Genomic DNA, 14,245 nt, shown 5'->3' with positions numbered 1-14,245 from the left:
ATATTCACGCTGAGGCATTTTCAAGGGTAGATGCCGTTAGGTAGATAACTATAAAATAATTAAAAATAATTATGCTGCTTGGGAAAGTTTTTGCTTCTGACGCCGCTTCAATCGCGCCGCAATCAAGCCAGCACCAGAAGCAATAGCAGCCGCTACAGTAGTGGGTTCAGGAACTGGCTGGGCGTTAGTGACTTTGGTAACATTAAAAGTGTCCAGCACATAGCCCATGCCATCAGTGTTATCAAGGTACTGGGAGAATAAGCCCATGAATGTAGCGCCATTCACGTTAACTTCACCGCTGCCAACGTTAAAAGCGAAGCCATTATCGTCTAAAAACGGATAATTTGCAGACAAGATGTTGTTATTTCCTTGAAAACCACCTGGTGCTATCAGTCCGAGTATGTCTTCTGTAGTACCGTTAAATGTTCTTGTTCCAGTGATTCCGGTGATTGTGTACCTATTAGTTGCAGTATCTAAATCAGTAGTGGTCAAAGTTCCACTAGCAGATAAAGAAAAACTTCCGAACGAAGAACTACTGTAGTCAAAATTAAATAACTGTGCAGCTTGGGCGCTAGAAGGTATGGCGACACCCGCAAGTCCCACAGCTACCCCAGCGGTAGCAATGCTGAGTTTTTTAGTCAGGTTCATTAAACAATACTCCAATGATTGTTTAGTTGTTTACACGTAGTATTGTATTAAAAAAAACAACACTAGCAATATGTCTAAAAGATGTATCTGTATATAATCACTCTTATATAATCACGTATATTTAACTATTAAACGAAAACTCACCCAGGTCTTACACAACGCCACCGAATACGCTTGAGCCAAGTAGAGTAAGTAGGGTGTGTTACGGCTTCAGCCTAACGCACCGCCAAATAAAGTTTCTTAATGCATATAAAAATGTCACTAGTGACCATACGTAGGCATCAACAGAGTAAATACATAAAGCACTTGCGTTCTGCACGAAACGATTTGTGTTCTGCACGAAACGACTTGCGTTCTGCAAGAAACGACTTGTGTTCTGCACGAACGCATCTGTTTAATTAATAATAAATATAATTTATGAGTGTTGGATAAGATACTTTAATACAATTTTCTAAAAATAGACCTCTTGCAAAAATATAGTAGTTACCACCGTTGTGATCAATACAAGCGAGGGCGGGAAAACCCCGCCCCTACGGGAAATTGTGGGGTGGGTGTGTCGTGCGATCGCCTTTTGGGAGTGCGATCGCAAATATAATATTCAAGATAATGTTTCTAAAATTGCTTCGATTTGAGGCTTAAGTTTTGGCAATTCGCGTTCAATAACCAACCAAACAACATCTAAATCGATTTCAAAATAATTATGCGTCAAAATGTTTCGCATCCCAATCATTTGCGACCAAGGAACATCTGGATTGGCCTCACGAATATCGGCAGATAATACACGTGATGCTTCTCCAATAATTTGTAGGTGTTGAATAAACCAAGTTTGAATTAGTTCGTTGTCTTCAAAAGCTTTCCGGCCTTGAACTGCATACTTGTCGATACGTTCGATAGCCTCTAAAATATCGCGCAACTTTTCACTATTATCCCTCACAACGGAACTGCCTCATTTAGTACTCGCTCTCGAATGCGCGATCGCAATCCTTTCTCTGTGACAACATCGACTTCACAGCCAAGTATTTCTTGTAACTCCATCAATAATCCACCCAAATCAAAAAGGCTACGTCCTGTCTCCATTTCAACTAAAAAATCAACATCGCTGTTAACATCAGCTTCACGACGGGCTACTGAGCCAAAAATTCTGATATTATATGCTCCGTATTTTGCGGCAACTTGCAAAATTTCTTCCCGTTTGGCTCCCAATATGTCATGGATATTCATAACTCAATACAAATATGTAAGCAAATTATAAATGCGATAGCGAAGCGCTGCTGCTAAGAGCAGATCGCCCGTGGTTGATTACCTGTAGAGTGCGATCGCTTTTCATAAATCTCTTGAGAGAGAATGGGTAATGTTTCTCTTACCCATAATCAAGCTTAACTAAACTACCGCCTTAGTTTTTTCTGTCACTGGCACATAAGGTATTTCTACACCCTGGGCTAAATATTCAGCTAGCTGGCTTTCAATTTGATCGCGCACAATTTGGCGATATTCGAGGAAATGTTCGTTGTGGGCACAGGCGGCGAGGTAATGTTCCGCCACTTTGGGGTTACGCTTAATGATGCTGAATAGATGATGCCAGAATTTCCATCTGGTTTCCCGTTTGATTCCTTGTCGCCAAATCACAGTTAACAGCGCTCTCACCACTACCCATTCTGGCATTTTCGCTGGCGCTTGCCAGCTAGGGCCGCCCATCATTAAGAAACAACGATAGGTGCGGTCTAAATATTTCACTGGGTCGTATAAAGTACAAAAAGCTTCAATATATTCCCTGGCGATGTCTGCGAGGGGACGGGTAGGAATAAAATTCATCAACGTTGTTTGGTTGATGTTACCGTCTTGGTTTTCCCGCAATCGCCCTTCCTTTGTCAACCGATGCCACAGGGCGGTGTTGGGTAGCGCTTGTAACATGGCAAAAGTAGTGGAAGGAATCGCTGCTTGTTCCGCAAATCGGACAATGCGATCGCCCGCGCCTGCTTTCTCCCCATCAAAGCCGATAATAAAACCAGCCATTGGGCGCAATCCCGCTTTGATAATACTTTGTACAGCATCAACTAAGGAATTCCGCGTATTTTGAAACTTCTTCGTTAATTGCAGACTATCCTCGTCTGGTGTTTCAATTCCCAAAAACACCGCCGCAAAACCAGACTCTACCATCAATTCCATCAATTCTGGGTCTTGAGCCAAATCAACGGAAGCTTCAGTATCAAAGCGGAAAGGATAATTATGTTCTTGCATCCAAACTTTTAATTCTTTGAGCAACAACTTGACATTGCGTTTGTTGCCAATAAAATTATCATCCACCATGAACACACCGCGCCGCCAACCCAATTCATAAAGGGAGTCTAATTCTGCTAATAATTGGGCTGGAGTTTTAGTCCTGGGTTTGCGACCATACAGCACAATGATGTCACAAAATTCGCACTGGAAGGGACAACCCCGCGAAAATTGCACAGACATCATGTCATAGGCATTAAAATCGAGTAAATCAAAGCGGGGTATAGGTGTAGTGGTGACATCGGGTTTTTCTGTAGCGCGGAAAGTCCCCGAAGTTTCACCCCGTTGAACTGCTTCAATAAACATGGGTAAGGTGATTTCCCCTTCATCTAGAATCAGGAAATCTGCGCCGACATTTTGCACTTCGTGAGGTACAGATGTCGGGTAAGGGCCACCGACAGCAACTAACTTACCACGTTTTTTAGCCTCTTGGATTTGCTCCAATAAGTCTTGTTTTTGGACAATCATTGCCGAGAAAATAACTAAATCTGCCCAATCCCAATCTGCCTCGGTAGCGGGGCGAATGTTGCGGTCAACCAGCTTAAATTCCCATTCTTGGGGTAAAATTGCTGCCACTGTCACTAAACCCAGAGGTGGTAACAAAACCTGACGGTCAACTAATTCCAAGATTTTTTCGTATGACCAAAAGGTTTTAGGAAATATTGGATACACCAGTAGGACTCGCATACAGTATCAATCCTCACACTTTGATTGTTATCCCACTTTAACTAAAATTAAGACTCGTTGACTTTCGGCTAGGTTCCTGTTTCTTGATAATGACTCAAATCTTAATCGCTGGTAACACCACTAGTTTTTAAAACATCGCTGATGGTTGCACAGTAATTTGGTAAGTCAAAACTATCAGGATTAATCACATGATCGTAAGTAAAATGTCGATAATTCATGCAGAATCTATCCCACGCCGCCATTTGAATTTTAAATACGGCGATAATCAAATTTGCTAATGACAAAGATAGGGGGATGCGGAAGTAAATTCTTTTGCGGAGATAGCTACAAAGTTGTTCTATGGCTTCGTCTACTGTTAACTGTGTTTGACCTAAAACTAAGCGGCGCGGCTCATCTTTTTCGGGAGGATGATCAATTAAATATGTAACGACGGTGGCTATGTCTCGCCCGTGGATAAAATGAAAACTGCCATCTGCGCTCAAAAAGCGTATCAAATTAATATATTTTGTCACTTCTGGAATACCAGACGTCAGATGAGAAAATGGTTTTTTAGCATCACCACCTAAAACTAAAGTGGGAAAAACTGTGGTGATTTTCGGTGCAATTTGTAATCTGGCTAACTGATGCAAGCAATCATATTTAGAGCGGACGTAATCTGTGCCTATTTCCCCTGCTTCTTTTAATGGTTGGTTGTGGCTATCTAAAACACTAGCAGTGGAAAAATAGATTACCTGCTCACATTTATCTGGATTGAGCAGCTTGATTAATTCTAAAGTTTTCAAAACATTAATATCAAACGTCAGACTACCGCCCCAAGCAGTTGCTGTCAACACTGCAGTATCAATTGTTGATAACAACTCGGCAAATTGGCTAATTTTTTGCATATCACCATGCAATACGGTGATATTTGGACGAAATTGAGTATCAACTTGTAGTTTATCTGGGTTTCTTACTAAGAGAAACAGCTCGTGGTCTGTTTCTTGAATTAGGGCTTCGCTGATATAATGACCTATGCAACCACTGGCACCAGTCACTAAAATTCGTTTCTGGCTCATAGACTTGAAGTTTTAGTTGTTAGTTGTGGGAAATTACTTTGATTAGTGGTGGGGATGACAACGAACAACTGCAATTAGTCAAAGGTCAACTAAAGGATGAAGTATGAAGTATGAAGTATGAAGTATGAAATTACTATACCGATTCCACTCGGCTTGTACCAATTCTTACTTCATCCTTCATCCTTTCTGCGGTCAGTTTTTGACAAATGACCATTAACTAAACGAGTGCATTCAGTTGCTTTGCTGTTTCAAAGAAGAAAGCAACATTTTCTTCTGGAGTTTCCGGTAATACACCATGACCGAGGTTAAGAATGTGACCTCCATTGCCGGCTTTGCGAACGGTGTCAAGAATGCGATCGCGGATGAAAGCTTTGGAACCAAATAGCACCCCTGGATCAAGATTTCCCTGAACTTTGACGTCTTTACCTAATCTGGTTCTAGCGTCTGCCATATCCACTGACCAGTCTACAGTGACGACATCTGCGCCAGATTGTGCCATTCTTTCTAGCACACCGGCGCTACCGCTAACCAGTAAGATTAGAGGTGTGTCGGGGTGGGTTTGCTTGACTTGTTGGAAAACCCGTTGTTGATAGGGGAGGGCGAAGGTGTCATAATCTTGGGGACTCAATTGACCTGCCCAAGAATCGAACATTTGGACGACTTGAGCACCGGAGTCAATTTGGTAACGGACATAAACAGCGATCGCATCTGCTAATTTAGTTAACAGTTGATCTAAAACTGCTGGCTCTGAGAACGCCATATTCTTGATCACTGAGTAGGTTTTAGAACCTTTACCCTCGACTGCGTAAGCAGCTAAAGTCCACGGTGCACCTACAAATCCTAATACCGTTGATTGATTACCTACTTCCTGACGCAACGCCTGCAAGATCGTTTTAATAAATGGTAGAGCCGTTTCTGGTTCTAGGGGACGCAGACTATCAATCTGGGCTTGAGTACGAATGGGCGAGTCAATGATTGGCCCTTTGCCTTCCGCAATGTCCATTTCAATTCCCAAGCCAGGTAAGGGAGTCGCAATGTCAGAAAATAAAATCACTCCGTCTGGTTGGAATGCTCGCCAGGGTTGCAGAGAAACTTCGATGGCTACTTCGGGAATTTCTGAGCGATCACGAAATGAAGGATACTTTTCCCTTAAATCTCGATACGCTTTCATATATCTTCCCGCTTGTCGCATCATCCATACCGGGGGACGGTCTAATATTTCACCTTTAGCTACCCGGAGGAGATGAGGATCTGTTGAGGAAACACCCATTTACACTTCATCCTAAGTCACTTTTTTATGCCACTGTTTAGCTTATCATTCTGAGATTACGCTTTTGCGGATACCTCACCTCAAAAACTAATAGTTACTGCTTAATTTAACTTCATATGCATAGCAACTCTCATCATCCTGCTCATTCTGCCATTGATCAAAACTATTCTGAAGACAGAAAATTTTTCATCCCGCGTTCTCAATGTCGGCGGCTCCTCATCCAATTTACCTTAATGACGTTATTGGGATGGGTTGTGGGTGGTGTTGCTAGTTTAGGTCTAGAAAATGCCCTCACTTACCTAGATTTGTCTTTTGGTAAATCTCTCAACAGTTTCCTGTGCAACGTGGTCTTTGCTGTGATTTTCGCCGCTGATCAAGCCCTTGTTTTGCGTCCCTATCTATCAACTAGACGGTGGATACTGGCTACTGCTGCAGGTTGGCTGATTGCCAATGGTGTTTCTACCGCCTGGATTAAATACATTTTAGCCATTGCTTCATCTTTACATGTTACTTCATCACCTGAAGTAATCGTTATTTTGGGCTTTTTGTCAACTGTTTCGTATATTCTCTCAGGAATTTTCTTAGGCTTTTGTCAATGGCTGGTGTTACGAAAATATACTACAGGTACATGGTGGTGGAATTTTATTCCTGTAATTTCTTTTTTCTTTATTAGCCTTTTAATTTGGTTACTATCTCTTTTACAAGATTTTCTTCCTGTAGCTAACCGAACTTCGATATTGTATTGGAGTGAACAATGTCTCACACCAGTTATCCTAGGAGTTGTACCTGCGATTAGTTTATGTACTTTGAAAAAAAATTATCTTCCCAAATTAAAATTTTTCAATCATTTTAAGTAACTAGTATTACTATGTAAAATCACTGAATTTATTAACCGCAACTTTTACCACTCTGGCTGGAACCAAAAGTTGGAAAATGTTTACTTAGTAAGTATTTTATCAACTTTGAACAGCAACTTTATTTCCCCTCCAATAGCACTCAGCGTTTATTAGTTATCAGTGTTCAAAATTACAATACTATGAATAAAGCAAAAAATATGAATAAAGAGCAAGTAGTAAAAAATACCGCTAAAGCTCCGGTTGCTGAACAACAGCCAGAAGTTTTAGAGTTGTATGGCGATTGCCGCATCGACAACTATTTTTGGATGCGCGATCTCGACAACCCCAAAGTCATCGCCTACTTGGAAGCAGAAAACGCCTACACTGCAGCCATGATGGAGCATACAGAAGCGCTGCAGACCAAGCTCTACAAGGAGATGCTCTCGAAAATTAAAGAAACAGATTTATCGGTACCATACCGCAAGGATGATTATTACTACTATTCACGCACTGAAGAAGGCAAAGCTTATCCGATTTATTGTCGCAAAAAAGGTAGTCTAGCCGCTACAGAGGAAGTATTGTTAGATGAAAATCAACTAGCAAAAGAGCACGAATTCTTTAGTTTAGGCATATTTGATATTAGCCCCAATCATCAAATATTAGCTTATTCAGTTGATACCAGCGGTTCTGAACAATACACCCTATTTTTTCTAGACCTGAACACACATCAGTTGTACTCAGAGAGTATTCCTGACACTTATTTCTCTTTCGCCTGGGCTAATGATAACCAAACGGTTTTCTACACTAAAATCGATGCTGCTAACCGTCCTTACCAGTTGTATAGGCACACTTTAGGAACAGCGATCGCTGAAGATATCCTAGTTTTTGAAGAACCAGACGACTCTTACCATTTGTATGTCGATAAAACTCGCAGTCAAGCATATATTTTGCTAACATTGCAAAGTAGTATCACCACAGAAATTCACTATTTAGAAGCGAATAAACCTCATAGTAAGTGGCAATTATTCCAACCTAGAACCACAAGTATAGAGTATAGCATTGACCATCACAATGATGACTTTTATATCATCACCAATGAAGAAGCCATCAACTTTAAATTGATGAAAACTGCTGTAGCTAACCCAGCTAAACAAAATTGGCAAACTATAATTCCTCATCAACCAGAGGTATTGCTATCAGGAATTAGCCTCTTTGCTAATCATTTAGTTATTTACGAACGCAAAGGAGGATTGCAAACAGCCAGAGTGCGAAACCTCTCGACAGCAGCAGAAAATAATATTACCTTCCCTGAGCCAACATATGAATTTTCCGAAGGTAATAACCCAGAATTTAATACTACCATTTTGCGTTTTCATTACACTTCTTTCATCACACCGCAATCTGTATTTGATTACAATATGGAAACCCATCAACGGGAGTTGAAAAAAGAAACAGAAGTGCTTGGTGGTTACAATAAAACCGACTATCAAAGCGAGTGGTTAATAGCGATCGCTCAAGATGGAACGCAGGTTCCCATATCTATTGTGTACAAAAAGGGAATTAAAAAAGATGGACAAAATCCCTTGTTGCTCACCGGCTATGGAGCCTATGGCTATGCTTATTCTGCAACCTTTTCCTCCAGTCGCCTATCACTATTAGACAGGGGCGTAATTTTCGCCATTGCTCACATTCGTGGTGGGGAAGAAATGGGGCGAAAATGGTACGAAGACGGTAAACTATTGCAGAAAAAAAACACCTTCACAGATTTTATCGCTTGTGCTGAATATTTAATTGCTGATGGCTGGACAAATAGCGATCGCCTTGCAATTACTGGTGGAAGCGCGGGCGGTTTATTGATGGGAGCAGTCATCAATATGCGTCCGGAATTATTCAAATCAGTAGTCGCCTACGTCCCATTTGTAGATGTCCTCACGACTATTTTAGATACTTCCTTACCCTTCTCAGCAATAGAATGGGAAGAGTGGGGAAATCCCAACGAGCAAGTTTATTATGAATACATGAAATCTTACTCACCATACGATAACGTAGAAGCGAAAGCTTACCCAGATTTGCTAATTACCGCTGGCTTAAATGACTCCCGTGTCAAATATTGGGAACCAGCAAAATGGACAGCCAAATTACGAGAATTGAAAACAGACGATCACATTTTGTTGCTGAAAATCAATATGGGTGCGGGACATAGTGGCGCTTCCGGGCGTTATGAAAGCATCCGAGAAATTGCTTTTGAGTATACGTTTATTTTGGATAGATTAGGTTTGGGAAATGTTGGTACTTGATGCACATTTGTGCAAATAAAGGTTGAGATAGTAGAGATGTTGCAATACAACGTCTCTACAAAGTATTGCGAATTAAATAAAATTTAATATTCAAACCATATTATGTCTGGATTTATTCATCTGGAATTTTAAATTGGTATCAATTATCTTTTTTATATCCCCGACGCCATGCTTCTAAATGCTCTATCGATATTGATTTAGTAATTACATTCACACCATTTCCTCGCCAATCAACTTCTGGGTCAGTAGTGAAAACTCCACACTCTAACTGTTCTTTATCAATATTCCAATATTCACTAAATCGGCTCTTTAAAGTCATAACTTGGTCAAAAACTTTATTTCTGTGTTTGTTTCTGCGTTTTCTTTCCGTGGCTCCTGTAGCTGCTGTATCAATAAATTTAGTTTCGATAATAAAAAGATTACCTTGAGTAGTGAGATAAACAAAATCACATTTTCCTAAATCTGTATAGTCTGCAATTGGCGACTTTTCAAACAATAATAATTCAGTACACCAAGGAAATAAAATTTTGAGATTGAGGAATAAATAAGCTTGTAATAGCAGTTCTTTATCATAAGGAAATAAAATTACTCCCTCAAAAAATTTTTTAATATCTTCCCGTGATTGGGGTTGAATAATTTTACAATAGGAAACAAATTTATTTAGCTCATTGGCGATGATCAAGTGCTGACTCCTTCCCTAGGCTATCGCTTAAATGCCTTGGCATCAAAAGATACCACTTACTCGGAAAGATAATCAACCGCATAAGTGACTAAAAAAACGATTCAAGCCCCAGCCACCTCAGCTTTTATACTGATGACGCAGCTAAAAATATGTAAGTAAAGGCACATATTATCGTGTCTTTACTCAAAATTTCCAAACTAATGAACTATCCAGAAATCAATCATAAGTTAACCGAAATACTTGTAGAGACGAAGCAAACCTAACATCTCTACATTGGTTTTCGTAATTATGAATCAACTTGGAATTTTCTAACTTCAACTACTAGTCAATGGTTTTAAATAAGCAATAAATCTAGCGTTTTGCAAAGCTTGGACAGTAATTCTAGAATCTTGTACGCAAAATTGCCAACCCAAGCGTACAAGTTTACGAGAATTATCAGTCTGTACAATTCCAACTACTGGCATTTTTGCTTTTTCTTTATCTCCTGATTGTTCTTGTAAAATTGTTTTCAGGCGATGCAATTCATCAATATTAGCTACTTGTTGGGGGTTGAGTTCCACCATTACTATCTGAATTGTTTCTACCGGCTCTGCTTCTTCCACAATAAATTGATTTTTATCATCTCGTCGGTCTACTTTTCCCCAAATAATCAATCTGGCGTCAACTTTTAGTAGTGAACTAATTCGTTCATAATTTTTAGGAAAGACTACAGCTTCTAATTGTGTTGTCAGGTCTTCTATTTGCAAAATTGCCATTGAGTCACCTTTTTTAGTAACTACTTTTTTCACATTATTGAGCATGACAACTGCACAAAGCTTAGTATCTTCTCGTTGTTCGCCAAGCTGTGAAAGATTAATAGGAGTCAGTAAGGAGGCAATTTGTCTTAAAGATTTTAGCGGGTGGTCTGACACATAAAACCCTAAAAGTTCCTTTTCCAATCGCAACTTTTCTTGTGGGGGAAAATCAGAAATAGGTGGAGCTTTGGGCGCAGTTTCAAAAGCATTGCTGGTAGTTTTGCTAGGCGTAGAAAATCCACCACCCAATAAATCAAAAATACTACCTTGACCGCTAGCTCTATCTTTGGCGCGAGACTGTGCCCAATCATATACTAATGGTAAATCTTGCATTAATTGCTGACGATTAGATTCAATTTTATCGAAAGCTCCGCAAGAAATTAGCGACTCCAAAGTCCGACGGTTAACAGCACGTAAATCAACGCGATCGCAAAAATCACCCAATGATTTAAATACCCCACCCTCCACTCTCGCTTCTAAAATACAAGCGATCGCATTTTGTCCCACATTCCGAACCGCAGAAAATCCAAATAAAATTTTACCTGCCACTGGTGTAAAATCCAGCCCAGAGCGGTTAATATCCGGTGAATCTATTTGAATTCCCATATTTGTGCAGTTGTTAATGTATCTCTGCACTTTCTCTGTGTCGCCACTGTTAGCGGTCAACAGCGCCGCCATATATTCTAAGGGATAATTAGCTTTTAAATATGCAGTTTGATAAGTCACATACCCATAAGCAGTTGAATGAGACTTATTAAAACAATTAGCAGCTATCAAACCATTTTTAATCGCAAAATTATGATCCTGCTCAACCCCAATGTCATAAACATTTTCTTTGCCTATGTACTTGCGCGTAATAATTTTTACCATTTTTTTTACCTCCCAGATTGTCAATTATAAAATTAATCTAGGGCATGGGGAATAGGGGAAAGGGTGGGAGGTGTGGGAGGTGTGGGAGGTGTGGGAGGTGTAGGAAAAGGGGGAAGATCAAAAGCATAAGCATAAATTCTTTTTCTCCCCACCACCCCATCACCCCACCACCCCATCACCCCACACTCCCCAGTACCCTTGAATATGTACTAGAATCACTTGAGTCATAAAGAGAGTAATCATGGCATCCATCCGCGAACTGCATGAACAGCTAATTAAAAAAGAACGTTCTGCCGTTGAAATTACCCAAGAAGCTTTAGACCGCATTCAAGCCCTAGAGCCGAAATTGCATAGTTTTTTACATGTGACGGCACAACGGGCGTTAGCACAGGCGCAGGCTGTGGATGCTAAAATCGCGGCAGGAGAAGAAATAGGGCTGTTAGCGGGGATTCCCATTGGAATTAAGGACAATATTTGCACGAAGGGGATACCCACAACTTGCGCCTCCCGGATTTTAGAAAATTTTGTACCGCCCTACGAATCGACAGTAACGCAAAAACTGCTGGATGCGGAAGCAGTAATTGTCGGTAAAACTAACTTAGATGAGTTTGCGATGGGTGGTTCCACGGAAAACTCTGCTTACCAAATTACAAATAACCCATGGGATTTATCAACGGTTCCGGGCGGTTCTTCTGGCGGTTCAGCAGCAGCAGTAGCAGCCCAAGAATGTGTAGTTTCTCTTGGTTCTGATACTGGTGGTTCGATTCGCCAACCAGCATCTTTTTGTGGTGTAGTGGGAATGAAGCCGACTTACGGTTTGGTTTCTCGTTATGGGTTGGTAGCTTTTGCTTCCTCCTTAGATCAAATCGGCCCCTTTGGACGCTCTGTAGAAGATACAGCAATTTTGTTAAGTGCGATCGCAGGTTATGACCCTCAAGACTCAACCAGCTTGAAAGTAGAAATCCCCAACTACGCTGCTAGTTTAAAACCAGACCTCAAAGCTAGAAGAAAGTTGAGAATTGGCATCATTAAAGAAACCTTTGGCGAAGGTTTAGACACAGCTGTAGAACAAGCGGTGACTAAAGCCATCGACCAACTACAGAGTTTAGGAGCGGAAATTCACATCATTTCCTGTCCCAATTTCCGTTACGGCGTACCCAGCTATTACATCATCGCACCATCGGAAGCTTCAGCCAACCTCGCTCGATACGATGGTGTGAAATACGGTATGCGTGCTGCGGATGCAGACAATCTGTTATCAATGTACACTCGCACCCGCTCTGAAGGTTTTGGTGCAGAGGTCAAGCGCCGGATAATGATTGGTACCTATGCTTTGTCAGCTGGCTATTATGACGCCTATTATCTCAAAGCCCAAAAAGTCCGCACTTTAATTAAACAAGACTTTGAAAAAGCTTTTGATTTAGTTGATGTGTTAGTTTGTCCGACTGTACCGTCAACAGCTTTCCCCGTGGGAGCAAAGAATACTGACCCGTTAAGTATGTATTTGCTGGATTTGATGACAATTCCCGCCAATCTCGCTGGTTTACCTGGTTTGAGCTTACCCTGTGGTTTTGATGACAAAGGGCTACCCATTGGTTTACAGCTAATTAGCCAAGTGCTGCGAGAAGACCAACTATTTCAAGTAGCTTATGCTTATGAGCAATCAACTACTTGGCATCAACATCAACCACAACTGTAAAATTCTACTTCTCTACACCAGTTTGAGTAAAATAAACATATCTGAAAATTAAGGCAGAGACGTTGTATAGCAACGTCTCTTACAGCGAGTAATTAAAGAGTTAATTAATCATCAAAAATATGCGGCGCTAATAAATTTTGATGTACAGATATAAAATTTTATGCCGTATAAAGTCATCACTCAACCTGCAAAATAACCATGACTCAGCTCAAAACCGAACTTACCCTAGAAGAATTTCTCGCACTTCCTGAAGGTGATATTACATACGAGTTTGTCAACGGTGAAGCTGTACCCAAATATAAAAATGATGAAATGTCACCAAAATTTTTTCATGGCTCAACTACTGGCGCTTTATTTATACTATTGTCTGCATGGGCACAAACACAAGGTCGGGTTGTGATTGAATGGGCAATCAAACTCACACGAAATCAACAAGATTGGATACCTGTACCAGATTTAACTTATGTTTCATATCATCGTCTTTCTGCTGATTGGCTATTAGATGAAGCTTGTCCTGTTGCACCGGAATTAGTAATTGAAATTATCTCACCTGGTCAAACTTTTGGTGAAATTGCCGAAAAAGCTACTGATTATCTCAACGCTGGTGTTTCTCGTGTTTGGGTAGTTGATACGAAAGCTAGAACTGTAACTGTATTTGCGCCATCTTCTTTGCCAATTACCTATCGATTGCATCAACCAATTACTGATGATTTACTACCAAAATTGGAAATTACCCCTCACGCAATCTTTCAACGGGCTGGGTTAAATCCCTAAAATTTCATTTCCTCAAACAAGCCTTTGCTATCTGCCCAAATTTTGATATGTGCAGACTATGATATTAAATGTGCAAAACATCAAGCTGCAGTTACTACCATCGAGATTGTTAGGTCAAAATTATGGAGCAAAATCAGCCTCAACAGCGTCACGCCGCTGCTCAAGAGTTTCAAGAATCATTGCATCAATTGCAGAATATCTTACACCAAGAGCCTGCCCAGAAGGAAGCCGTACAGGAATTAGATACCAATGAAGCCGAGCTAGATGAAGATTTGATTCCTACTGATTTAGCAGATTTTGAATCTGCGGTTGCGGACATTGAGCAGTATTTAGCAGATAGGACAAAAACATAATTA

At 40.6% G+C, this 14,245-nt stretch carries 15 protein-coding genes; 6 read left to right on the top strand and 9 right to left on the bottom strand.

Features of this window, described 5'->3' with window-relative positions; all coding sequences use genetic code 11:
• Positions 1–69: 69 nt before the first annotated feature.
• Positions 70–648, bottom strand: a complete 579-nt coding sequence (locus tag MIC7126_RS28640) for a hypothetical protein (RefSeq protein ID WP_017654135.1) — start codon at positions 646–648, stop codon at positions 70–72.
• A 494-nt stretch (positions 649–1,142) separates the two neighbouring features.
• Here MIC7126_RS28640 and MIC7126_RS30505 point away from each other — a divergent pair, with 494 nt between their 5' ends.
• Complete coding sequence (locus MIC7126_RS30505) at positions 1,143–1,280, top strand: hypothetical protein (RefSeq protein WP_154655900.1); 138 nt, start codon at positions 1,143–1,145, stop codon at positions 1,278–1,280.
• Here the strand turns inward: MIC7126_RS30505 and MIC7126_RS0115810 are convergent.
• From MIC7126_RS0115810 to hemE, 5 genes are all read right to left on the bottom strand, one after another.
• Complete coding sequence (locus tag MIC7126_RS0115810) at positions 1,247–1,582, bottom strand: HepT-like ribonuclease domain-containing protein (protein ID WP_017654134.1); 336 nt, start codon at positions 1,580–1,582, stop codon at positions 1,247–1,249. The genes MIC7126_RS30505 and MIC7126_RS0115810 overlap by 34 nt on opposite strands.
• Positions 1,579–1,869: a nucleotidyltransferase family protein gene (locus MIC7126_RS0115805; protein ID WP_017654133.1), complete on the bottom strand. Its 291-nt coding sequence runs from the start codon at positions 1,867–1,869 to the stop codon at positions 1,579–1,581. The genes MIC7126_RS0115810 and MIC7126_RS0115805 overlap by 4 nt, the downstream gene beginning before the upstream one ends.
• 159 nt (positions 1,870–2,028) lie before the next feature.
• Complete coding sequence (locus tag MIC7126_RS0115800; protein ID WP_017654132.1) at positions 2,029–3,612, bottom strand: B12-binding domain-containing radical SAM protein; 1,584 nt, start codon at positions 3,610–3,612, stop codon at positions 2,029–2,031.
• 101 nt (positions 3,613–3,713) lie between these two features.
• Positions 3,714–4,667 (bottom strand): NAD-dependent epimerase/dehydratase family protein, encoded by a 954-nt coding sequence (locus tag MIC7126_RS0115795; protein WP_017654131.1) that lies wholly within the window; start codon positions 4,665–4,667, stop codon positions 3,714–3,716.
• A gap of 217 nt (positions 4,668–4,884) precedes the next feature.
• Positions 4,885–5,937 (bottom strand): uroporphyrinogen decarboxylase, encoded by a 1,053-nt coding sequence (gene hemE / locus MIC7126_RS0115790; RefSeq protein WP_017654130.1) that lies wholly within the window; start codon positions 5,935–5,937, stop codon positions 4,885–4,887.
• Between the two features lie 116 nt (positions 5,938–6,053).
• Between hemE and MIC7126_RS0115785 the strand changes: the two genes are divergently transcribed.
• Together MIC7126_RS0115785 and MIC7126_RS0115780 are read left to right on the top strand one after the other, a co-directional pair.
• Positions 6,054–6,794, top strand: coding sequence for a hypothetical protein (locus MIC7126_RS0115785; RefSeq protein WP_017654129.1), 741 nt, complete (start codon positions 6,054–6,056; stop codon positions 6,792–6,794).
• Positions 6,795–6,991: 197 nt separating this feature from the next.
• Positions 6,992–9,070, top strand: a complete 2,079-nt coding sequence (locus tag MIC7126_RS0115780; protein ID WP_026100303.1) for a S9 family peptidase — start codon at positions 6,992–6,994, stop codon at positions 9,068–9,070.
• A gap of 139 nt (positions 9,071–9,209) precedes the next feature.
• Here the strand turns inward: MIC7126_RS0115780 and MIC7126_RS0115775 are convergent, their stop codons facing one another.
• From MIC7126_RS0115775 to MIC7126_RS30500, 3 genes are all read right to left on the bottom strand, one after another.
• The gene (locus MIC7126_RS0115775) at positions 9,210–9,749 is read right to left on the bottom strand and encodes a hypothetical protein (RefSeq protein ID WP_026100302.1); all 540 of its coding nucleotides are present in this window, start codon (positions 9,747–9,749) and stop codon (positions 9,210–9,212) included.
• A 317-nt stretch (positions 9,750–10,066) separates the two neighbouring features.
• A complete protein-coding gene (locus tag MIC7126_RS0115770) occupies positions 10,067–11,416 on the bottom strand; it encodes a trans-splicing intein-formed DNA polymerase III subunit alpha C-terminal partner DnaE-C (RefSeq protein WP_017654126.1) in 1,350 nt (449 codons plus the stop codon).
• A gap of 32 nt (positions 11,417–11,448) precedes the next feature.
• Positions 11,449–11,592 (bottom strand): hypothetical protein, encoded by a 144-nt coding sequence (locus MIC7126_RS30500; protein WP_017654125.1) that lies wholly within the window; start codon positions 11,590–11,592, stop codon positions 11,449–11,451.
• A gap of 65 nt (positions 11,593–11,657) precedes the next feature.
• Between MIC7126_RS30500 and gatA the strand changes: the two genes are divergently transcribed.
• The 3 genes from gatA to MIC7126_RS0115750 all read left to right on the top strand — a co-directional run bounded on the left by gatA (position 11,658) and on the right by MIC7126_RS0115750 (position 14,242).
• Positions 11,658–13,115 (top strand): Asp-tRNA(Asn)/Glu-tRNA(Gln) amidotransferase subunit GatA, encoded by a 1,458-nt coding sequence (gatA, locus tag MIC7126_RS0115760; RefSeq protein ID WP_017654124.1) that lies wholly within the window; start codon positions 11,658–11,660, stop codon positions 13,113–13,115.
• Between the two features lie 198 nt (positions 13,116–13,313).
• The gene (locus tag MIC7126_RS0115755; protein ID WP_017654123.1) at positions 13,314–13,889 is read left to right on the top strand and encodes a Uma2 family endonuclease; all 576 of its coding nucleotides are present in this window, start codon (positions 13,314–13,316) and stop codon (positions 13,887–13,889) included.
• Positions 13,890–14,011: 122 nt separating this feature from the next.
• Complete coding sequence (locus tag MIC7126_RS0115750) at positions 14,012–14,242, top strand: hypothetical protein (RefSeq protein WP_017654122.1); 231 nt, start codon at positions 14,012–14,014, stop codon at positions 14,240–14,242.
• Positions 14,243–14,245: the final 3 nt, after the last annotated feature.

It is taken from the genome of Fortiea contorta PCC 7126, from assembly GCF_000332295.1.
Taxonomy (GTDB): Bacteria; Cyanobacteriota; Cyanobacteriia; order Cyanobacteriales; family Nostocaceae; genus Fortiea; species Fortiea contorta.
This window is presented reverse-complemented; position numbering and strand designations above follow the sequence as displayed.